Raw genomic sequence first — 23,200 nt, forward strand, 5'->3', positions numbered from 1 at the left:
GTTATTTCACTAACCTCTGTACGGGAACAGGAACCCTTGCCATGACCCGGTTCACAATTTCTTCAGCTAAAATGCCTTCAAATTTTGCTTCTGATTTTAAAATAATCCGATGTGCAAAAACATACGGAGCCAGGTACTGAATATCATCCGGAATGACGTAATCTCTTCCATACATGAATGCATAGCTTTGAGCCGCTTTCATTAAAGCAATCGATCCGCGCGGGCTTGCCCCTAAATAAACGCTTGAATGTAATCTTGTCCCGTTGGCAATGTCCACAATATAACGTTTAATGGTTTGATCGACATATACATTTTTTATTTGATTTTGTAATTCTCTTAGTTCTTCAAGACTGATGACCGGCTGCAGATCTTCAATCGGCGGAATTTTTTCAGCACGGTTCAGTACTTCCATTTCTTCATCGATTTCCGGATAACCCATCTTCATTTTTAATAAGAACCGGTCAAGCTGAGCTTCCGGCAATGGATATGTTCCTTCATATTCAATCGGGTTTTGAGTCGCCATGACAAAGAACGGTTTCTCAAGCATTCGGGTAACACCGTCAACTGTCACACTGCCCTCTTCCATCCCCTCTAACAAGGCAGATTGGGTTTTTGGAGACGTTCTGTTAATTTCATCGGCAAGAATGATATTCCCCATAATAGGACCCGGCCTGAATTCAAATTCCAATTCCTTAGGATTATAGATCGAAACACCTGTTACATCTGAAGGCAACAGATCGGGAGTAAACTGGATCCTCTTAAAGTTTGCATTCACGGATTTTGCAAGGGCCCGGACCATCATTGTTTTCCCGACTCCGGGAACGTCTTCAAGCAATACATGTCCTTCCGCCAATAAGGCAACAAGGCACAACTCAGCTACTTTTCTTTTTCCGATCATGACTTTCTCAATATTTTGCAAAATTCTTTCAATTGTTGGGTTCATTTGATCGAATGACATTATTTAATCCTCCAGAATCTTTTTTAAAAAGTATTTTGAAACCCGGAAATGCAAGGATATGGTTTGAAAAGGGAAGAAACAATAAAATATATTCGCCAAAATTTGTAAAAATCCTGTAAAAATTATAGGGAAATTCCCGATAAATTAATAGACGGCTTACCACTAAGTAAAGTTTCATTTATTTCAAAAAACAAACCATTGGCCAATTACCTTAACTGAAAACACAAAAAACCCGTCTATTTCCTTTCAAAAATAGACGGGTGATTACTCTCGTTTATGGTGCTTTTACTCTCGTTCAGCTGGTGGCTGCTCTCGTTCAACAAGGTTTTACTCCCGTTCAACAGAGGTTTACTTCCGTTCAGCAGATATTTGCTCTCGTTCATACGAATTTTCATTCAAAATTTGACGGTTTTCATATTTTATTTTTTGAAAACAAAATATTTCTGCCCCAGATAATTGAGACCAGTATAGATGACTGATCCTATGATAACAGCAAAATCTTTTTCATGTAATGGAAAATCATCTCTTGTTCCCTCCGCCAGCATTCGGCTGATCGTATAGGAAAAGAAATAACAGGAACAAATCACCACTGCAAATCGGAAACCTCCTTTTGCGATCGCAACATGGCTGCCAAACGTAAAACTCCGATTCAAGAAGTAACTCGCAATCGCACCGGCCATGTTTCCGAGAAAAGTGGACAGCCAATAAGACAATCCAACAGCATGCATAAGCAAAAACATGATCGTCAAACCAATCAATGTATTGACGAATCCAACTGCCAAAAAACGGACAAACGGATTAGTTCGTTTCAGATACGTTTCGAAGATCATAGTGAAATGACTCATCATTTATCTCCTGGTTATCTCTTAGCGACAGCTTCATTGGCATGTTGAAGGAGTCAACATCAATAATAAACCGAGGACGGCGCTTTGACTCTTTATAAACTTTCCCAATATATTCACCAACGAGCCCGATCGCAATCAGCTGCAGCCCGCCAATCAGCCAAATCGAGGCAATTAACGAAGTCCAGCCAGTTTCCGTCTGACCGAAAAATTTTAACCCTAAAAAATAGACTCCGAAAACAAGACTAATAAAAAATGAGGCAAGGCCGATAAATAACACGAACCGGATCGGCGTCACAGAAAAAGACGTGATTCCGTCAAAGGCAAACGCGAGCATCTTCTTTAAAGGATATTTCGTTTCCCCGGCAAATCGCTCTTTACGTTCATAGTAAACCGACGTTGATTTGAATCCAATCAAGGGAACAATCCCCCTTAAAAACAGGTTCACCTCTTCAAATCGCTCAAGCTCCTGAAGCGCCCGCCTGCTCATCAGCCGAAAATCGGCGTGGTTATAGACAAGGTTCACGCCCATTAATTGCATTAATTTATAAAAACCTTGTGCCGTGTTTCGCTTAAAGAACGTATCGGTTTCACGCTTTTTGCGGACGCCGTACACAATTTCATAGCCTTCGTTGAACTTTTGGATAAATTCGCGAATAACAGATATATCATCCTGCAGATCTGCATCGATGGAAACAACGCAATCCGATGACTCTTTCGCCGTAAATAAGCCCGCCAGCAATGCATTTTGGTGCCCAACATTCCGCGACAATTTCAATCCCCGGATCAAATCCGTTTTCAAACTCGCTTTATGGATGAGCATCCATGTCCTGTCTTTGCTGCCATCATCAACAAATAAGATTTTGCTGTTTTCGGCAACAAGCTCCTCATTCATCAAATCGATTAGAAGGCTGTGAAGCCGGGAAAAAGTTTCAGGCAAAACCTCTTCCTCGTTATAACAAGGAACAACAATCGTAAGAACCGGTTTTTTCATGGCTGTTTTCCTCCTGAGAGTCTACATTGCTTTGTATAAATAAATTTTCCAGGCTGATTCTTTTGATTCAAAAATTTTTTCGAGATGAAGCTGATTGTCTTCTGCATTCTCGATCGGCACGGCAGAGAAAATATAGCGCCCTCCCATTTCCTTAAAAGGCTCGATATTCAATTCCAGATGTTTCAGCCGTTTTTTCGAAGTTTTTTTAAACATACAGTGCTTCCCGAGCTCATCCGTAAAAATGTAGCAGCGGCCGCCCCACTCGTCAAAATAAGTCCGGATCGTTTTATTTTTTTCCAATTCTTTCTCTATAATCTTTCGAAACTGATATTTATATGAAAGCGGGTAGAAGTTGTTATACGTATCCAATGTATAAAATCCGTTGTACTGGGCAATTGCCGGATGTATCCCGATCGACGCGACCCGGTATTGATCCTGGGGAAGCCCAATGTATTTCTTAATATCCTTGAATTGCTCTTCTGCGAAAAACTGTTTCACCGTAGGCTGATTTTGAAAAATAATTTCTTCATTAAAAAAGCTTAAAAGGATCACCTGGGCAAAGATGCTGGCGATTGCCGCTTGTCTCCACTTCGGACCTTGCATCCACATAATCCGAAGCCCGAGGGCAAACAACAGATAAATGACAAGGGGCCTTAAGAAATGGTATCTGGCAAAATTGAATGTATCCAGAAAATGGAATCTTTCGGTAAGCGGGAGCCATGCCTTATTAAACCAAAACGCATACCAGGCGGATAAGGCAAAGTTTAACCAGAATAAAAACACAAACACTTTTTCCTTTTTCCAGAGACGATGTTTTTTTACAAAGTAAAAGGAAATAAAAATAACCGGGAGAATAACAAACGTATGTACCGTCATCACATGGTGATGGCCAAGCACAAAATTTTTGAAAGTCAAGCGGAGAGATCTCCAAAATTCATGCCGAGCATGAAAATACTCGTCCCTGCTGTTCGGCTCTTTTTCGAACAGAAATGAATAGACTAGCCGGTACTCCACAATGAAAAAAACAATGGTCATATAAACGATCGACCAAAGGAAACGCAGATTCCATCTTTTTCTTCTAATAACATCAATCAGCCAGAGAAGCCCCATTGCACTTAAGAAAAAGAAAAACCCGAGCACAAAGCTTGAGTAAAAAGGCAAAAGCGTTAATACAAGATAATTTTTCCATGACTTTTCACCATTGCGGATATTCAAAAATGCCCAAAGTGCAAGCGGCATTCCAAGCGTACTTAGCATGCCGGATGGCCAAAATGGCGGGAGCGCAAATGCCAGAGCCACCCCGACCCGAATCCATGCCCATTCAGGTTTTTGAATAAAATGCTTTTTCAAGAGGAGATACATACCTAAAAAAGCGATAAATCTCGTAATTGCCTGACTCAATCCATAAGCAACCATCGTTGGAAAAAGAGCATACAGCCAAACAATCCCGCTAAACTCCGTTCCAAATGCATTTCTCGACAAGTTTCCATTAATTATTTGTGGAATCGTTGCCTCGATCGGACCAAAGATTTCCCCGCTCTCTGCCAACACCTTATACCAGGCAATATTGGAATCGAGATTATCATGAACCCGAATGTGAGCATTTTCTCCGAGAATGAATAAAGGGGAAAGAAATACTGCAATAAATAGAAGAGCAAAAACTACAAGCCTTCGCTCCGTTTGAATGAATTTTGAAGCCACGCCTTACACCTCGAATCGAAGGGTTACTTATAAAGTTTGCAATATCGAGGAAATTATTCCATTCTTGCACATAAAAAAGCGGGGCTGACTCATAAGCAAAAGGTCAGACCCCTCCAATACAACATATAGACAAACTTTGAAAAAGCCATTCTATATATTGTCATTGCCGTAGCAATGAAAGCACAAAACACAATATAAAAAGATAGGTAAAATAACCAATCCAACGCCAAACATCAAAAGAAAACGTATATACAGAAAATGGTCAATGACCATTGATGATATATATTAAATGCAATAAATAAAATAAATGAATGGAAAGAAACTATTAAAAATGATTTAAAAATTATGTAGTGTGCCTATTCAATTAAACTAGCTAATAATTTGTCAACATTTTATCAACATTAAAATTTAACAGAGCCTTATAATAAAATATAAAGGATTTACAGAGCAAGAATGTTTACTTATTGGGTAAACGTCAGGAGAATGAGGTTTACAACGTAAAGAATACTTCAATTTTAATAATCCGAATTTCTCACTGATAACACTGAGAAATTTGGATTTTATTACTTCGCAATGGCGCCCGATTGTTGAAAGATTGCTACAGAATATTTCGGTCCTTATGGAGGTATGGAAAACCTTAGAAGCACCCACCAGCTAGGAGTTATCCGGAGACTGTTGGTCCACTGAAACGGAATAAGCCGGAACCCGCGAGTGCAGCTGCTGCACTTGTGCTCCGGCTTATGTCATGTTGCTCAACCTTTATTCTGTAACGGCATGGACCTCTTTCTTCTCTTTATCCCGATGAATTCGACCGCCACCGACAAAAGAAGCGGTCAGAACGCCGAGGGCGATAATGCCCAATCCGACAATGAAGACGAAGCTGAAGGAATCGGTCCAAGCGTGCTTCACGTAACCGACGATCTGTCTGGTCAGCTCCTCCGGCATCTTCAGCGCGTCCGGGGCAATCATCACGCCGAACAGACTGTCGGTGTTCTCCGCAAGCTTCGCCAATACCGAGTGGACAGCCTGGTTGGAAGCGACATCCGGATCTGAGAGCACCTTCTGCATATTGTCACTGATGCTGTGGTTCATCACCACGTTAAACAGCGTGACGCCGATGGTACCCCCGATGGACCGGAAAAAGGTGGCAGCCGAGGTTACGGTTCCGAGCTGGCTTTTCGGGAAGGCTTCCTGAACCACAATAGTCAAGGTTGGCATGACGAGACCCATGCCGATTCCGAGAATGATCATATAAAGGTAAGTAATAAACAAGGAAGTGTCCACACCCATGGTGCTCATCAAATAAAATCCCAGCGAAGTGATCAGCATCCCCGCAACCAGCACATTCCGGTACCGGGTGCGCAGAAGGATCTGGGAACCGATTATGCTTGCGGCGATCAGGGAGATCATCATAGGGGTCATCGTGGAGCCGGCTTTCGTCGACGATACGCCCATGATGGCCTGCATGAACATCGGAACGAACATGATTGCGCCGAACATGCCCAAACCCAGCAGGAAACCCAGCACGTTCGAAACAGCGAATACGCGGTTTTGGAACAGCTTGAGGTCGAGAATCGGTTCGTTTGCCCGGCGTTCCACCCAGCCGAACAGAATAAACAAAGCGGCGGATGCACCGAAAATACTGTAGCTGGCGGCAGAATCCCATGCAAATTTATCTCCGCCGAAGGTCAGTCCAAGCAGCAGAAGAACCAGTGCTGGAACGAATACTGCAATACCCAAGTAGTCGATGGGAGCATCGGTGTTACCTGCCGCTTTTTCCCTCTTCAAACCAATAAAAATCAGAATGCCGGACAACAAGCCAAAAGGTACGTTAATTAAGAAAATCCAGTGCCAGCTGACGTGATCCACAAGGAAGCCACCAATAAACGGTCCAACAATGGAACTTAGGGCGAACAAGCCTCCGAATACGCCCTGCCATTTGGCCCGTTGCTCCGCCGAGAAGATGTCCCCTATGATCGTCTGGGACAAAGGCATGATCATGCCGCCTCCCAGGCCTTGAAGGCCGCGATATAGCACCAGTTGCTCCATGGTAGTGGCAGTAGCGCACAGCCCCGAGCCCAATACGAAGATCAGAATACCCGATAAGTATAGAACCCTTCTGCCGAACATGTCGGACAGCTTGCCCACGATTGGTACCACCGTGGTAGATGTAATAAGGTAAGCCGTTGTTACCCATGAGAAAATCGAAAATCCGTTCAACTCGCCGACAATGGTCGGCATGGCAGTTCCCACGACGGTTTGCTCCAGAGCGCCGAAAAACATCCCGAGTAACAGTCCCAGAAGGACTAGCTTTTTGTTGACTCCTGATTGCTCTTTCTCCACTTTAATTCCCTCCGTTTAAGTTCCCGATAGAATTTCTGGATAATTTTGGATTATTCAATTTAATAATGGCAAAACCGCAATTCTATTCTTAATTACATTGGTACATTTAAAGACTACCGACCAGTCCCGTGTTAATTCATGCTCAGAAGTAAACTCCCCGGTGCAACGTTGCACAAAAAGGGGCTCGGTTCGCCTACACTGTAAAGCTGTAAGTGATGCATAGCCCGGGTGCAGGCGGTGTAGAACAATCTGCGCAAGTTCTCATCGCCGTACACTTGCGCCGATGCGTCATAAATGATGACGGCGTCGAATTCGATGCCTTTGGCCAAATACGCCGGTATGACGACAACGCCTTGCTCGTATTCAATCGAGCCGCTCTTCACAAGCTTGATTTCTTCCACACCGCTCAGGGCGTCGTATGCGGCGGTGCTTTCCGCAGCGGATTTACATATAATCGCGATCGTATTATACCGCCGATTCCGCAAGTCTGCGACTTTGGAAACAATGCAGCGGTGCAGTTCGGCGTGATCGGACAATTGCGTCAGCACAGGCCTCTCTCCGTCGCGTTCAAAAGCGGTAATCCGTTCGCCTCCGGGCACGAGTCCGCGCGTAAATTCGACGATCTGTCTTGTGGATCTGTAGCTGCGGGTCAAGGTTATCGCATCCGTTTCATCCGGCCCGTATAAGCCGGTAAGCGTGTGGAAATCAACCGTTTCGCTGGCATGGGCGAATATCGCCTGGTTAAAGTCGCCGAGCACGGTCATCCTTGCCGAAGGAAACAAACGTTTCAAAAACTCGAATTGAAACGGAGAATAATCTTGCGCTTCGTCTACAATCACGTGTTTGATCGAGACGTTCGTCTGAAAGCCTTTAATCAGCTCTTTCAAAAATAAAAACGGAGTAGCATCTTCGTAAAACAGTTTGCCTTCGTCTAGCATTTTCACAGTCGATAGGCAAATATCCTCCCACTCCTCAGGTGTTTCCCCCTCCATCCACAGTTTGATCCGCTTTGGATCGGCGAAAAATTGCTTGTATATTCCCTTAATATCGATGAAACGAAGCGTCCGGATCCGTTTGCGCAACGGCTTCAACTTCTGGCGAACGATCATTCGTCCGAGCGCATTGCGCTCGATCTCATAATCGTCAAATAATTCTCCTTTAAAGCCGCGTTTTTTCCGTAAGTGGGTATAAGCCTTATGGTAATCCTCGTTGCTAAGCAGCTCGATTTCTTCCTGTACCCATGGCTTGGTCCGTTCATGCTTCTCGGCTTCATCTAATTGCTTGTTTAGCCAATCCGTCAACTTCTCAAGTCTGTTGTGAAAGCGGAGCGAGGTGTCGCTGCTATAAAACCTTTCCGCGATTTGTTTGGCGGTGACGATCGGTTTTCCTCTGAATATAATATCTTTGAATAGCATGCCGGATAATTCCAGCGACTCCCTGTATGTTTTGATTGTCTCGAAAAAACGGATCGATGCCTTGAATCGGATGCTCGCAGTCCTAGTCCGGCATGAAGGGTCATCCGCTGCAGTCAACACATATTCCAATTGCTCGTAAGGTCCCTCGCCTTGAAATTCGTTGCTCAGCCGATGGTCCAAGTATTCCTGGAATGTGACCTGCTGCATATTTTCTTCGCCGAGTTCGGGCAACACATTGGATACGTAGCTATTGAACATCGAATTAGGTGAAAATAGAATGATTTGATCAGCTTTCAGCCTATCCCGATACTTATAGAGCAAGTAAGCGATCCGCTGCAGGGCGGCCGATGTTTTGCCGCTGCCAGCGGCGCCTTGAACAATGAGAAGCCGTCCACGATCGTGCCGGATAATCCGGTTTTGTTCCCGTTGAATGGTGGCCACTATGCTGTGCATATGTTTGTCTGTGCCTTTGCCAAGTACCTGCTGTAAAATTTCGTCTCCAATGGTGAGACTGGTATCGAACATCAATTTGATAATGCCGCCGCGGATGATATATTGCCACTTTTTCTCCAGCATGCCACTGATTACTCCTCCGGGCGTAGCGTATTCGGCCGGACCAGGCGGGTAATCGTAGTACACACTTGAGACCGGCGCCCGCCAGTCGTAGATAAGGAATTTCTCTCCGCTTTCATCCGTGAGCGTGGAGATGCCGATATAGATTCGTTCAGCAGCGGAAGTTCCTTCTTCAGTGAAATCGATTCGGCCGAAATAAGGCACCTCCTGCATGCGGCGCAGCGCGGACAACCTCTTGAAGGCTTGTCTGTGGGTGCTTTGGCTTATGGATAGGACCTGAGCCTGTTGTCTCAAACTGATGATCGTCTCAAGATAATCGTCGAAAGTATCTATATTAACCTTGACGTCATCCCAAAAGTGTTTTCGGATATCAACCACTTCTTTCCGAAGCTGGGCGGTTTCGTCTTCCAGCTTGCTGATTTGCTCCGTAATTGTCTCCATTACACTGTCTAATCGTTCTTGCTCCTGCCGAAGTTCTGTATTCATATCAAGCACTCCTTTAAGAAAATGAAAATAGAGGTTGACGGAAGGCAATTTATGTTATATAATTATAATTGGGTTATTATGTTATAATAAACTAATAAAATGTGTTTCTATACTAATTTATCACAGTTTCTTAATTTTATCAATGTATTTAACACTACCGACGCTATGATGGATCGTACTTGTTGCAAATTAAAAGTAAGAAAAACCCTATTTATCAAGATAAATGACTACTATTTTATGTCCCATTAATGGAATAACATCTTTATTGTCATTCAACAGATCCAAGCATGGCAGAAAAGTGTTTGTTAGACACTCGTGAATTTAGCCATGAGTGGGAACTTCCAACACCTCCTTTATACATTAATTTGAACGTTCGGACACATAAAGGAAAAGCTTCAAGGAAGCAAAGAAGAACATTCGTTTTTTGCTAACCTGAAGCCTTTAGATCCAAAATAATATTCGTGATTATTATCGATATTTATCTTTCATTTCTTCCCCTTTTTCATCAATAGCATCTTTTAATTTTCTTCCTTCTGTTTCGACTGTCTCAATTAAACTTTTATATTTTTCCTGAATGTACTCATCTAAAATCTTACGACGTTGTTGAATAAGACTTTCTACTTCATCCAGTGTTTCAGGACTAATTTGTTCTTTGTCACGCAAATAGAATACGGCATCAGTTAAATGAGCTTTTTCATCATAAATTAAGTTTTGAAATTTTGACTTATAGCTGTAAAGAGCATTTTCTTTCTCGTTTTGTTCTCTTGATACATCATTCCAATTTTCAACACTCCAAGAACTCCACTCATTGTACAAACGAACACGTTCCCTTTCCCAAACTTGTTTGAAGTCTTCTGCTGTATCCACTGTTTCAAATTCTCCGCCGCCGGCTTCTGCAACCGAAAGTAATTGTTTTTGACCATTACTGTCTACATCAAAGCCAATGATATTGACAACGGCTTTAATATTGGAATCATGTAGTTCCTTTGCTGCCTTTACCGGATCGCCGTCACATGTTTCAATTCCATCACTTACCACGTAAATGATATTTTGTCCTGGCTTATTTGCTTTTTCAAAGTCCTTTTTTGTTTCCGTAATTGCTAAAGCAATTGGAGTCCAACCTGTAGGTTGGAATTTCCCTAATGAAGCTTTAAAGTCGGCAGCATTATAAGGCTTTAAATCATAAACCATTTCTGTGCTTCCGCATGAAAGTTTTTTATCTTTGTCGCTGTTACTTCCTTTATGTCCATATACTCTTAGGGAAACATTTGCTCCTTCCGGCATGGAAGAGACAAACTGATCAACAGCTTCTTTTGCAAGATCCATTTTTGTTTTACCGCCGATTTTTTGAGCCATACTTCCACTGGCATCAAGCAAAATAGCGATATTAGCTGTTCCGTTGACTACTTGACCGTTATCTAACTTCATTCCTTCAGGTGTTTCCGAAAGGGCTGTTTCAATGTGGGGGTTAAAATTCTCCGCAAAATCATAATATTCTTTATAACCCTTTGATTCATTCATGAGCTTTAACAGTTGGTTATAGACTTGAAAACTATCTTTATCTTGGAAGTTCTGCTCGTCCAATGCTCTATGCACCACGGCTTCATTATATGCATTACCTGAATATTTTCCTTTCTTCTCTTTCACAATTTCTTCTATACTCGTAGCAATTTGTATTTCCTCTTCTGAAGCAGCTTTTTCTTTTTTTGTTTCTTCCTTATTAGCTTCTTTGGATTCCTCACTTTTTGCATCAGTAGATGCTTGATCCTTTGAACCACAAGCAGTTAAAGCAAATGCTAAGAGTAAAACTAAAAATGAAAACAGTAACCGTTTTTTAATTACTTTCATTGTAACCCTCACCTTTTTAAATGTAGCATTATTTTCATATGCTCTCTCGTATTCACTATCCCGTTCTCATGTACAGCTTATTAGAGTTTCTATGCAAATTAGACTATTTTTATGACGTTACCTGCTAGTGGGAAATAAGAATTAAGTCTAGCTTATTGATTTCAAATATGCCAGTTCTTCAGCAGATCTTACGACAAAAATTCAATTCTTCATTTTCTCATGGCAGTATACCAGTCTCAGTATAAACACTCTCCAGATATTTAAGCGTTGGGCCATATCCTTCTTGCGGGATATCTTCCAAGAACTTCGAAATAAATTTATGATCAGAAATAGATTCAAATGTTGTGGTAGATTTAATTTCGAGGCGCCATTTTTCTTGTGAGAACTCTATTTCTGTATCTCCGGTATTTGCTTTATTTTCAATAATAATGTCTTGTACAGTCGAACGAACTTTATCCGGAATTTCAGAGCCGGAACTGCCAAAGCGTTTCGTAAATTCATATTTCAAAAGTGAGTATTTCTGTAATTTTTCAGGTAAGATCTCATTCGCTGCTTTTATATAAGCATCTGCCTCATCTGCTCCGTTGTCCATGTACTCCTTCTTCTTTTCCTCAATTAGATCCCCGACGCTATTTCCATTATCAGTGGACTTTTGAAGGCCCGATTGTATTAAATATAAAGGGTCAGTACTTGTATCAAATTCCTCAACGGCTTCCTTCGTTTTCTCTAACAAAACAGCTGTACCGGCCAATGCCGCCTGTTCAACGGCAAGATTGGCATGCTCTTTTACTATGTATACTTTAACAATATTAATAATAAGGACAAAAATGATCGCCACTATGCCCAGGAGCCAGAGCAGATAAAATGTAGCATTGCCTTTTTCATTTTGGACATATTTCATGGCTTTGGCACCAGCACCTTGCCGATGGCTTCCTGCTCCAATTCTAAAGAAGCTTTTTCTTTCCATTGTTTCGGAATAAACGTAAGGGAGTGATCCGTATACAAAACTAATTTAAACTTCCCGTTTCCTAAATCCGTGGGGACAAGGTCTTTATATTTTATAACGTTACTGCTGCCGAGAGTTTCTTTAGCAGATTTCTCTGCTTGATCTATCTTATTTGTAGCCGCATACGTTTTTGCCGCATTATTGACCGCTGTTTTAGCAGTGAATACCGCATACCCTGAAGCTACCACCTGCCAGAGAAGCAGGAAAAACATAAAGTAAAACGGAAGGATACCGAGAAATTCAATGCTTACAGAGCCTGTTTCATTATTGGCTTTTTGATTTTTAAACATTGTCATGATCCCTACTTTTCTCCAAGCTTATTTAGTTTGTATTGAAGATACCAAATATGAAAAATAACGAGCAGCCAAGGTTTGAAAATACTTTCATTTAAATGATTTTCTATCATCTCTCTGGCACGAAATACAGAATAATAAAGACAGCCTAAAAAATAAAACGTAATAATCACATCATAACTGTCTAATATAGCTAATCCATAGTCAGTAAACACCAAGCTCCCCATAAAAGAGTAAAGAAAAGAAATTGTGGTGAAAACAAGGAAAAATATCCACCATTTATACGGAATCCAATCTTTGGCCTGCAGTTTTGTAAATGAATCTTTACGGCTTAAAAACCAATAACATATATATACCCCGAAAGTAATGAAAGACATTAATACAATGAAAATCACATTTGTTTTTTTAAATCCGCTTTCTCTCATCAACACTTCGTTATTCATTGTTAAGCAATCTCCCTGTCTGTTTTATATGAAACTTCACCGTATTTTCTAGTGATATATATATAAAAGAACGGAAACAATAAAGTATTGACCAAGACTCTAAGCGCAATATATACAAAAACATTGTTATCAAATTGGTCTACTAACAATGCGGCAAGAAGCCACACTAATAGCTGAAGAGAGACTAGCATCATAATGTCTATTAGAATAAAAATGTTCTCTGTTTTTAAAGAAATCCATACTTTCGAAAAATTATCTTTTAAGCTATTAGAATGTAAATAAACCGGAGTTAGAAAAATAAATACAGCACCCAAAAGAGTCGGAATGAACAAAAACACTGCTCCAACTAGAGAAAGAGCAAATACGATAAATGTAAATATAAGAAGGAATGAAAAATTCCCAATAAAAGCAAGAAAATAATCCTTTAACCCGCTTTCTCGATCTTCCAAATCATTCATGGTCATTAAACTAAATGGCGGAAAAAGGATAATAAAATTAATGAGTAATATACATAATTTCACAAGACCTGGGTAGCTAAAATGATCTGAGGCGGAAACATAAATAACAAACATCATCGAAATAAAATTGACTGGAATAACGAGAATTAAACAGAGGATGATAATACTTATGAGATTTCTGTTATACGTATCCAATATATCTTTAAGCATTTTGAGTCTCCCTATTTCTATTCTTCTTTCTAATGATTAAAAATAAATAAGTAATCATAAGTGAGAAACTCGTACTAAACACTAACGCTCTATTCATCCCTTCTGAATTCGTTAATGTATCAAAACCAAATAAATATTGTCCTGATAGAATATTTAGAAAGCTTAGGGTAAGACTAGATAAATAACTGGAAAAATAAGGCGTTTTAGAGTTCCAATACGGACTAAAAATTCCCGTGAAAAGATAGCTCGGAATGAACAGAAGTAAAATGATCATTTGAAAACTTCTTACATTTAAAAAACCCAAAATCAAACCAGCGATTATTAAATAAACTAAAGGGATGCTAAGCGTTTTTAAAAAGCCTGTAAAGTCAAACATATCTTTACCCCATTCTAATGGATTTAAGAGAGAGCAAAAGCTCCCTCTATTTTTGTGCGATTACTTCTTCCGGCTTTTTTAAAAAACCAGGAAGAATAACCAACAGGATCATCGAGAGAATATACATAAGAAATCCGCACATCATAAAAGTAGCATCTATTCTAATAAATTGTTGCAATACTAAACTCCCAATCATGATCAAAAAAGGCGCAGCTATAACTATTAAGAACAATAATAGGTGAAGGGCAATACTTGCTTTTGATTTATTAGGTTCAGAAAAAGAATGGAAAATCTTTTCTTTCATAAGGGTAGTGATTAATAGCACTGTTACCCATAAAATGATTAACAATATCCAAATTTTACTTCCAGCTATAATCATTAAACGAATAATCGGTTGTGAAAAACAAAAAGCCATTGTAAAAAGAAGCAAATAACTCATAATCGAAAAATAGCGTTTTGAATGATCCCTTTTCATCCATGATCTAATAATCAATAGTATTGATACCGTCGCTAAACTTAAATTTACGAGTCCGTAAGCCCAAGACCAGTCAGGAAGAGCACTTGCTAAAAGCGCACAAAAATAAAGAAAGAAAAATGCAGAACCTATTTTACTGTCTTTTAACTTAATTCGTTCCTGTCTATCCAAACATACCACCTAATTTCTTCAGACCAGACTTCAATTTTGCGCCGACCTCAGATATTTTACTCCCCATTGCTTTACCGGCCGAAGACAATTTGTCATAGCCCCATTTAAATCCGTTACGAATAACAGAGCGAAGTGCTTTCCCAGGTCGTGAATTCATAAAGAAATATGAACCTATTCCAACAATTAAACCTGCCGCTGCTCCAGCAATAGTGCCTGCACCAGGAATTACTGATCCTCCAACCGCACCGACTGCAATACTGCTTGCAATGGCAGAAACTAAAGTCGTTCCTGCACCTATAGTGACATCTGTTGATAAATCGGCATAAAAGTCAGTTGTATTAAATTTATCTTTTTTGCTTCCTAGAGTGTAGTCATAAATTGTTTGTCCAGTTGTCAAAATCCAATTAGTTACACCATTACCTTTTAACATCTTTGACACTTTGAAAAAATCTTTGTTTATTGCCCATTTTGTTTCAATTTTCGGTATTTTCTGTCCCTTTATCTTAACTTGTGTTTCTTTTTTATAAAAAGGGATCCAACTATCTCTAATGCTCTTTTTAAGGGTTTCTTTAAATCCTGCCAGACCTTTGCTTTTTAAAAATTCTTTCTTTTCAAAATCATTATAGTTTCGTTTGTTATTTTTAATATCCTTTGAGTATCGATCTAAAAACCATTGCATTATTTTGTTATCGGATTTTCTATTCCCAAGAAATTTGTACCCGCCCTTTTTAGGATGGTCGATAAATTTATATCCCGCTATACTGGCAACAACCCCTTGGGCTATGTTATCTGCTGCAAAAATAACATCAGTTCCAAATTTCTTGATCTTATTTTTGTAGAATTCAAAAAGTGTTTGCCCCCAACCACCTTCACTCGTTTGGGAACTTGTACTCCCTTCATTTTTAGATGAGCTGATATTCTCCGGAAGACTACCTCCATTTTGGCTCTGACCGCTATTCGGTCCCCGGCCTCCATTAATACCTTTACCTCCATTTGGAGCGCCTCCACTTAAGCTTTGACCACCATTTAGTCCCTGACCCCCGTTAATACCTTGGCCGCCGTTTTGAGCTTGACCCCCATTTAACCCTTGGCCTCCGTTCGGTGCTTGACTACCATTTATACTTTGACCGCCATTTGGCCCCTGGACTCCATTTATTCCTTTACCGCCGCTCGGACCTTGGCCGTCTACAGAACTATTTCCTCCATTTATAGGGGTTCCCCCTTGAAGTGCGCCACCTGTCTCTAAATTCCTTAATTGCCAGTATAGAGATCCAGGTGGAACCTGCGGTGCGTTTGGAATGATAAATGTCCCATTTTGATACGGGCTCTTCGGTAGTATCGGCTGGCCGGAAGCTCCCCCTGTTTTCCCTGGTGCTGCCGCTTCTCCCGTTGCAATTGCTTTTCCGGGATTATATACCTGACCCGGAATGATAAATTGGCCTCCCTTAATCGGTTGCCCAGGAGTCAATGCTTTCCCTGGATTTATTGGCTTTCCAGGGGTGATAAAACTTCCTGCACAGCTGATGATCGGAAAAGAGTTCCAAAATAGAAAGACAGCAATCATCAAAAGAGCAGCTAGCCTGCTTAAGATCCTTTCACTCATTTTTTCACCCCTTTACTGGGTATTTTGCTGATACTTTTCTTCCAAAGTTTTTATTGCTTCTGCATAACTTTTTTCATTAAGTTTTTTCAATTCTTCTTTAAACTTACCAACTTCAGATAAGATCCAATCATGATATTCCTTATTTTTCTGATCTAAATATTGCTGAGAATCATCATCCATTTTTCCACTTTGCTCTAATATACTAATAATTAATTCAATCTCAGTCCTTTCAAATGAAGCATTGTATTCTTCACCTGTAATGTAGCCAAAGATATCAAGTTCATTTTGGATTTTTTTGCGTTCTATCTTTTGCATGTTTTTTTCTTTCCAATCTATCCACGTTTCAGCCAAGTCCGTTATTTTCTCAAGCTCTTTTTTTAGTTCACTTTCATCATTTACTTTCTGATAGATACCCTCAGTTGCATCAGCAATTTGAATTAGTTGATTTTGACCTTCAGCATCTACATCAAATCCAATTACATTGATAATAGGAGAGATATTTGAATTGTATAAATCTTTTGCTGCTTGAACAGGATTGTCATCACATGTAGACACTCCATCACTTACAAGGTAAACAATATTTGTGTTATTCGTTCCCTCAAATTGATCCAAATCTTTTTTTGATTCTCTAAGAGCCAATCCGATTGGCGTCCAACCGGTCGGCTTGATTTTATTAAGAGCAGATTGAAATTTTCCTTCATTATATGGTGAAATTGGATACATAATTTCACTGCTGCTACAAGATAGTTTCTTATCTGAATCTGCATTGCTGCCTTTATGCCCGTAAACTCGTAGCCCGACTTTCGCTCCTTCAGGAAGCTGGTTCACAAAATCTAGAATCGAATCTTTTGCAGCATCCATTTTCACCTTTCCGCCGATTGATTGGGCCATACTTCCTGATGCATCCAAAATAATTTCTACATTCAGGTTTTCTTTGAACTGATATCTTGAATCTTCAACATCCGGGTTTCCAATTGATTGGAACCGCAACTGTCTAATAAGGGCCTCCGGCCCTTTAAAATCTTTCTGCACCATTTTTAACAATTCTCTATAAAAATGGTCCAACTCTTTTTTTGAAGGATTAGATGAAATATCAGGCAAACCTTTAAAGGCCTCAAGGGTCTTTTCAGGTTCGCCCAATTTAGGATTAAAATTAACGTGTTCACCAACTGGAAGAGCAGCTAACTCCTCATATGTGCTCGGAAGTGGTTCTGGTTCAATACTCTCATCCTCATGTCTATTTTTGTTTTCATCTTCTTTTTCAGATACTTGTTTTGTTGGTTGGTCAGCAGCTTGCTGTTTTACTTGGCCATCTACTTCTTTCTCTTCCTTGTTACATGCTGATAAAACGGTTAGTATTATAAGAAATAAAAATAGGGATTTTAATAATGTCTTCACTTTTCAACCAGCCTTTCAATATAAATGGGTAAATCCCCTTTCTATCCAACCATTTGATTAATTTTATTTAATATATTTTCAATTACTTTTCCAATTCCATCTTTTTGGCCATCCACTGCCTGGGATATAATCCCTAACACCAAAATCAACAACGCCGCCAATCCAAGCCACTCTAAAGACTGAGCACCTTTTTCATTTTTCACCGGATACATCATTTTCGTCCAAACTTTCATCATCATTTTTTTCATGTCAATCTCTCCTTTTAAATTTTTTTATTTAAATAAATTAAATAGATTACGATTATCATTAAACATATTGATCACCATTAAGCCGCCAATTAAGATAAGGGCGGAAGGCATGACGATGAACGTCGTGATCAATGTTACTTTCGGAGATGCTTTCGCTGCCTGTTCTTTTATTTTTTCTTTCTTGATTTTCCTCATTTCTTCAGCCTGTTGTTTAAACGTCCTGGAAATCGGAACCCCGAGTCTCTCTCCCTGGATAAGCGATTTAATCAGCATTTGAAATTCCCGGCTGTCGTTTCGGTCAAGGAGCGACCGGTATGCTTCTGTCCTCGGAACGCCAACATCTGTTTCCTGAATAAATCGGCCAAATTCATCCTTGATTGGTCCTTCAAAATAAGGAACGATATCACGCAAAGCTTGATCCAAGCCGACACCCGCCTGAAGGGTGACACTCATTGTGTCCAAAAAATCAGGCAGCTGAAACGATAATTCCTCCTGACGGTTTTTCGCCTTTTGTTTAAGCCAGAAAATCGCCCCCATATAGCCGGCAACAGGGAACAAAATGACGGCAATCTCTGCAAAAGGCAGCCTTAATACGAGTGAAATTCCCCCAATGATCAGACCGACGACGAGAAGAAAAATTTTTAATCCCTGGAATCTCTCTACTGTTAATTGATAAGGAAAACCTGCCTGCATCAGCAGTTTTTGAACATCGTGATTCTCACTGAAAAAATTTATCCTCTGTCCTATCGCGGTAAAGTCATCGGCATATTGCAGCATTTTCGAAATGGCCTTATCTTTTCTCGTAACTTTCTTTTCAAAAGCATTGTAGATAAACGTTTTTTCCTTAATTTCCTCTTTCAGTTTTTCTTTCGATACTAAATAGTTATAAAAACTTCTCAAGGAAAGGACTAGAAAAATGAGGGACAAGCTAATAACAATGACAATTAATCCATCCATCTTTTCACACCCTTATATTGGTTACCTTTCTAACAAGAATGAATGTTAAAACAGTCCCTCCCAAGAAAAATATCAAGAGAATAATCCCTATCCCGGAAAATAAAGGATCCAAAAATCCATCTACCACATTGTTCATCATTAAAACTAGAAAAATAGGGATAGCTGGAACAAGATACGAAATATATCTTTGCTCGGCTGTCATCGTTTTAATTTCCTGCTGCAGAATTTTTCGTTCTTCGAGAGTCTGGCTCATTTCATCCAACACAGAGAAAAGGTTTCCTCCTGCTTTCTTTTGGATCAGCAAAGTGGCGACAAACAACTGAAATTCCCTGCTTTCAATTCGTTTTTCCATTGCTTTTAGTGCTGAATTAAAATCAATGCCTAAAGCAATTTCCTGTGCTAGCCTTTGAAATTCCCCTTTAGCCGGCTGACTTACTTCCTGGGCAACGAGATTGATTCCTTGGGTTAGCGTCATTCCTGACCGGGTAGCATTTGCAAGAGTACGGCAAATTTCGGGGAGCTGCTCAACAATCCGCTGCTTCATCCGATTCTTTCTCACTAGAAAAAGCACCCTTTTTCCAGCCTCTAGCACGAGCCCTGCAACAACAAAGTTAATCGGAAATTTAATACTGAAAAAATTTTGCAAGATAATGATGATGCCCATATAGGAAACGATCAACGCGCCTATATATTCGGAAGGCGTGAACGGTATGTTTGCTGCCCGCAGCTTTTCATAAATCGGCTGGGCCGCTTCCGTTTGATCAAACCGGTCTCCCATTAAAACGATGATGCTTTTTCGCTTTTTTCCTCCATGATAAAAATCGTTTACGGTCTTTCTCCATTCCCGCTTATCTTTCCGATAATCCAAAAAGTAATAGATCGAGAGAATAAAAGAAAAAGCTGCTGCAGTGGCGATCATGAACGGTATCATTGATTCACCTCCTCATATACGGGAGTAAAGGCTGCCTCCGGAATTGAAATTCCGAAAACTTTTAATCTGTCCAGGCATTCAGGAATGTAACCTGTCGGTGTAAAATATCCTTCAATCGTTCCATCCGATTTCAGTCCTATTCTTTTAAAATGAAATATTTCTTTTATCTCATGGGAACCGTTCGATCTTTTAATTACTTCAGAAACGGAAATAATTTTCCGGGTTCCATCAGTAAGCCTTGCAGCCTGAATGATAATATCGAGTGCACCAATGATATATTCTCTAATGATATGGCTTGGAAGCTCCATGCCGGCCATGACAACCATTGCTTCCACACGCCGGAGGGCATCATCAGGTGAATTGGCGTGAACGGTTGTAATCGATCCTTCATGACCTGTGTTCATGGCCTGAAGCATGTCAAATGCTTCTCCGCTTCGCACCTCTCCAACAATGATCCTGTCCGGTCTCATCCGGAGTGCGTTTTTCACAAGCTGCCGGATGGTAACTTCCCCTCTTCCCTCTACGTTTGCCGGTCTCGCTTCCAAACCGACAACGTTTGGGCGGTCCATCCGCAGCTCTGCAGAGTCCTCAATCGTGATGACCCGTTCTTCGTATGGAATAGAAGCAGCAAGAACATTTAAAATCGTTGTTTTCCCGCTTCCCGTACCGCCGGATATTAACGTATTCATCTTCGCCTTAACAATGCCGTCAAGAAAATCGGCCATTGCGGAGTTAAGAGTATGAAAGTTTATAAGATCCTCCATCTTAAACGGTTCTTTTCGGAATTTCCGGATGGAAACTAATGTGCCGTTTAAACTAATCGGCGGAATGACCGCGTTTACCCGGCTGCCATCAGGCAAGCGGGCATCAACCATCGGTGAACTTTCATCGATCCTTCTTCCAATCGGAGCGACAATCCGGTCCACGATATGGCGAACATGGTCATCGTCACGAAATTTCACTTCCGTTAGTTCAAGTTTTCCAAACCGCTCTACATACACTTCGTTCCAGCCGTTTATTAAGATCTCTGTAATAGACAAGTCATTGATTAAAGGCTCCAGGGGGCCATATCCCACTGATTCATCAAGAATGCGGGTAATCAAAATTTCTTTATCATGGCGGGAGATAATGACTTTTTCTTCCGCCATAAATTGGCTTACAAGCTGTTCAATCCTTAACCTCATCTCTCCCTGGGAAAGCTTAGTAAGCGCCTCAAGGTTTGTATCCCTAAGCAATCTTGCCTTATAATGTTCTACCAGTTCATCGACAAGATGGTTCTCATATTGATAGGATTGAAGCTTTGCTGAACTTATCATTTTCTCTTTGCGCTTTTCAAATAAAGATGCCATTAGCAAATCCCCCTATTTCAATACAGAAAGCGCCCATTTTTTCACATCTTTCGCAAAAGGAATGAGTCTTTTCTCTTTTGCTGTTTTTCTTACCGGCTCCCCTTTATTTAGGAAAGGCTGAAGCCCTTTATGATCAAAGCGAACGGATGCAGCAATTGGAAATCTGAGAACACTTTTTAAATCCTTTTCCTGGATTTCATTTTCCTTTCCGATTTTGTTAAGGATGATCGACGTTCTTGAAGGAAGTTCAATTCCCAATCTGACTGCAAGTTCTTCAAATTGTTTTAATACTTTCAAAGCAGGCGTATCCGGAGTAAGGACATAGAAAATTTGATCGGATTCTTCCAGTGCGGTAACAACCTGGCTGTTGATAAAGGATGGCAAATCCACAACGACAAAATCAAAGCTACGTCTGCAAGTTCTAAGCAGTTTGGCGACAAATTCTTCTGTAATTATTTCTGAAGCTTCAGCATCACACGGACTGATGAGCACATCGAGCTTAGAGGTGTCAAGTTTCTGCGAGACATTGCGGATATGGCTTTCGTTTAACTCATTAATAACCGGAGTCAAGTCTGCAATAGATCGGTTGGATTGAATGGAAAGAAGCGTTTCAATCCCGCCGAATTGCAGATTCAAATCAATCAGAATAACCTCCGCCGTCGACTCGAGCTTGATGGTTTGCGCCAAGGCTGCAGCAAGATTCGATTTCCCGCTGCCCCCGTTTCCGCTAAAAATAGAGAGAATTTGCCCTCTTCCCCTGGCAAAAGGCGAAAAAATCTCATCTTTTTTTATTTTCTGAATTTCATAGTTTTGAAAAATTGTAGGAAAGCGGCTCACAAACAAACTATGTTCTTCAGGATAAACAAAAAATTCGACAGCTCCCGCTTTTGTAATGTTTCTCAGCTGGGTAAAATCGTAGCCTTTAGCGATAAAAATCACTAATGTGGACGGGCTTACCGACTTAATATACTGAATGCTTTCTACAGCAATATCACTTTCAGGCTGTACATAAATCACAATATCCTGAACATCTCTGTTCACTTCGCGGACCACATCTCCGGTGTTGATTAATTGAACAGTATAACTGCCTGAAACAGCATTTAAAATTTGATTGTGAATGACCTCATCATCACTAACTAATAAAATTTTAAGTTTCGGTTCCATCGTATTCCCTCATGCTTATTATTTTGGCTTTTTGCCATTTGCAGGCTCTGTTTTTTGTTCAGAAGGATTAGCAGCTGGTTTTGTATGTGGTTGATTCCCATTTGATTGTTTCTTTACTGCCGCTTGCTTAGCAGCTTCTTGCGATTCATTGGTTAAGGCTTCTGAATCGTCCTTACCTACATTTGCTTTTAGCACTCTAACTTTATCTGCATAATTTTGAATATGTATCAGTTTCGGAGCATCCTCTATACTGACTTCCAGGGCAACCCCTGCAAATTTCTCTCCTTCCCCTTGTGCAAATGCTACCGGTACATCTCTCATAAAAATTTCCGTTGTTGGCTTTCCGTTATTTTCAGTGGAAACAATAATATCAACTCTATCTAAAGTTTCGATCACCTGATCAAACTGGACTTTTTCAGAAGGATACATGGCCACTAATCGATTGTTCTCTTGACGTAATTCAGAAAAAGGCTTGAGCATGTTTTTGGCGATGATCTCTTCTTTAGATAAAGGTACAACCAGTACCATATTCACTAAATCATCTTTATCCGTCACATGAGCCTTATTCACGAACCTGTTCGGTATCTCCATTGTTGTAATTTGACTTTCCTGAATAAGAGTCCGTGCCGGAATGTCTTCCTTGGCAACATAAATTTTTGTCATTCCTCCCAGTTCAGCATTTAGATCCTTAACCTTCTGTAAAACTAAATATCCCGCCGCCAAAGCTAAAAGGAAGGCAAGAATTAAAAATATTGAGGCTCTTCTCTTCGACTCCAACATCCTGCATCTTCTCTCCTAAAATACGTTATTTTTTGATATATATACAAAAACTGGAGAATAATTCTTTACTTTTTATCAAACAAACCCAATATTTAGAAAAAAATTCTTGCTTTTTACTTAATTTACTACCATTTGTTCACAATGCTGTCAAACTTGCGAATGAGTTTGTCGAAGTTTG

Annotated in this window: 21 protein-coding genes; all 21 read right to left on the reverse strand. The window is 40.3% G+C overall.

Annotated elements, in window-relative coordinates; all coding sequences use genetic code 11:
• Nucleotide 1: 1 nt before the first annotated feature.
• Nucleotides 2-958: an AAA family ATPase gene (locus PB1_RS05295; protein WP_003351218.1), complete on the reverse strand. Its 957-nt coding sequence runs from the start codon at nucleotides 956-958 to the stop codon at nucleotides 2-4.
• A 419-nt stretch (nucleotides 959-1,377) separates the two neighbouring features.
• A complete protein-coding gene (locus tag PB1_RS05300; protein ID WP_003351220.1) occupies nucleotides 1,378-1,788 on the reverse strand; it encodes a GtrA family protein in 411 nt (136 codons plus the stop codon).
• Entirely contained in the window at nucleotides 1,757-2,794 is a 1,038-nt protein-coding gene (locus tag PB1_RS05305) for a glycosyltransferase family 2 protein (RefSeq protein ID WP_003351221.1), read from the reverse strand. The genes PB1_RS05300 and PB1_RS05305 overlap by 32 nt, the downstream gene beginning before the upstream one ends.
• 21 nt (nucleotides 2,795-2,815) lie before the next feature.
• Nucleotides 2,816-4,495, reverse strand: coding sequence for a DUF6044 family protein (locus tag PB1_RS05310; RefSeq protein WP_003351222.1), 1,680 nt, complete (start codon nucleotides 4,493-4,495; stop codon nucleotides 2,816-2,818).
• A 759-nt stretch (nucleotides 4,496-5,254) separates the two neighbouring features.
• Nucleotides 5,255-6,838, reverse strand: a complete 1,584-nt coding sequence (locus PB1_RS05315; protein WP_003351223.1) for an MDR family MFS transporter — start codon at nucleotides 6,836-6,838, stop codon at nucleotides 5,255-5,257.
• Nucleotides 6,839-6,969: 131 nt separating this feature from the next.
• Nucleotides 6,970-9,312: an RNA polymerase recycling motor HelD gene (helD, locus tag PB1_RS05320; protein ID WP_003351224.1), complete on the reverse strand. Its 2,343-nt coding sequence runs from the start codon at nucleotides 9,310-9,312 to the stop codon at nucleotides 6,970-6,972.
• Nucleotides 9,313-9,780: 468 nt separating this feature from the next.
• Nucleotides 9,781-11,160: a VWA domain-containing protein gene (locus PB1_RS05325; protein ID WP_003351226.1), complete on the reverse strand. Its 1,380-nt coding sequence runs from the start codon at nucleotides 11,158-11,160 to the stop codon at nucleotides 9,781-9,783.
• Nucleotides 11,161-11,377: 217 nt separating this feature from the next.
• Entirely contained in the window at nucleotides 11,378-12,061 is a 684-nt protein-coding gene (locus tag PB1_RS05330) for a hypothetical protein (RefSeq protein ID WP_003351227.1), read from the reverse strand.
• Nucleotides 12,058-12,456, reverse strand: coding sequence for a TadE family protein (locus tag PB1_RS05335; protein WP_034645067.1), 399 nt, complete (start codon nucleotides 12,454-12,456; stop codon nucleotides 12,058-12,060). Before PB1_RS05335 ends, PB1_RS05330 begins: the two co-directional genes overlap by 4 nt.
• A gap of 11 nt (nucleotides 12,457-12,467) precedes the next feature.
• Nucleotides 12,468-12,902 (reverse strand): hypothetical protein, encoded by a 435-nt coding sequence (locus PB1_RS05340; protein ID WP_003351229.1) that lies wholly within the window; start codon nucleotides 12,900-12,902, stop codon nucleotides 12,468-12,470.
• Between the two features lie 2 nt (nucleotides 12,903-12,904).
• Nucleotides 12,905-13,570: a hypothetical protein gene (locus tag PB1_RS05345; RefSeq protein WP_003351230.1), complete on the reverse strand. Its 666-nt coding sequence runs from the start codon at nucleotides 13,568-13,570 to the stop codon at nucleotides 12,905-12,907.
• Nucleotides 13,563-13,946 (reverse strand): hypothetical protein, encoded by a 384-nt coding sequence (locus tag PB1_RS05350; protein WP_003351231.1) that lies wholly within the window; start codon nucleotides 13,944-13,946, stop codon nucleotides 13,563-13,565. The genes PB1_RS05345 and PB1_RS05350 overlap by 8 nt, the downstream gene beginning before the upstream one ends.
• Nucleotides 13,947-13,992: 46 nt before the next feature.
• Complete coding sequence (locus PB1_RS05355) at nucleotides 13,993-14,601, reverse strand: hypothetical protein (RefSeq protein WP_238533098.1); 609 nt, start codon at nucleotides 14,599-14,601, stop codon at nucleotides 13,993-13,995.
• Nucleotides 14,585-16,195: a hypothetical protein gene (locus PB1_RS05360; RefSeq protein WP_003351233.1), complete on the reverse strand. Its 1,611-nt coding sequence runs from the start codon at nucleotides 16,193-16,195 to the stop codon at nucleotides 14,585-14,587. The genes PB1_RS05355 and PB1_RS05360 overlap by 17 nt, the downstream gene beginning before the upstream one ends.
• Before the next feature lie 12 nt (nucleotides 16,196-16,207).
• Nucleotides 16,208-17,593, reverse strand: coding sequence for a vWA domain-containing protein (locus PB1_RS05365; RefSeq protein ID WP_003351235.1), 1,386 nt, complete (start codon nucleotides 17,591-17,593; stop codon nucleotides 16,208-16,210).
• Nucleotides 17,594-17,634: 41 nt separating this feature from the next.
• Nucleotides 17,635-17,841, reverse strand: a complete 207-nt coding sequence (locus PB1_RS05370; RefSeq protein ID WP_003351236.1) for a hypothetical protein — start codon at nucleotides 17,839-17,841, stop codon at nucleotides 17,635-17,637.
• A 24-nt stretch (nucleotides 17,842-17,865) separates the two neighbouring features.
• Nucleotides 17,866-18,798, reverse strand: a complete 933-nt coding sequence (locus PB1_RS05375; protein ID WP_003351237.1) for a type II secretion system F family protein — start codon at nucleotides 18,796-18,798, stop codon at nucleotides 17,866-17,868.
• Nucleotides 18,799-18,802: 4 nt separating this feature from the next.
• On the reverse strand, nucleotides 18,803-19,729 hold the full coding sequence (locus tag PB1_RS05380; protein ID WP_003351238.1) for a type II secretion system F family protein: 927 nt from the start codon (nucleotides 19,727-19,729) through the stop codon (nucleotides 18,803-18,805).
• Nucleotides 19,726-21,078 carry a TadA family conjugal transfer-associated ATPase gene (locus PB1_RS05385; RefSeq protein ID WP_003351239.1) on the reverse strand — a complete coding sequence of 451 codons (1,353 nt, stop codon included), beginning with the start codon at nucleotides 21,076-21,078 and terminating at the stop codon, nucleotides 19,726-19,728. The genes PB1_RS05380 and PB1_RS05385 overlap by 4 nt, the downstream gene beginning before the upstream one ends.
• Nucleotides 21,079-21,090: 12 nt before the next feature.
• The gene (locus tag PB1_RS05390) at nucleotides 21,091-22,242 is read right to left on the reverse strand and encodes a CpaE/TadZ family protein (RefSeq protein ID WP_003351240.1); all 1,152 of its coding nucleotides are present in this window, start codon (nucleotides 22,240-22,242) and stop codon (nucleotides 21,091-21,093) included.
• A gap of 18 nt (nucleotides 22,243-22,260) precedes the next feature.
• On the reverse strand, nucleotides 22,261-22,905 hold the full coding sequence (locus tag PB1_RS05395; protein WP_238533100.1) for an SAF domain-containing protein: 645 nt from the start codon (nucleotides 22,903-22,905) through the stop codon (nucleotides 22,261-22,263).
• Nucleotides 22,906-23,200 lie beyond the last annotated feature (295 nt).

The sequence above is a fragment of the Bacillus methanolicus PB1 genome, assembly GCF_000262755.1.
Classification (GTDB): domain Bacteria; phylum Bacillota; class Bacilli; order Bacillales; family Cytobacillaceae; genus Bacillus_Z; species Bacillus_Z methanolicus.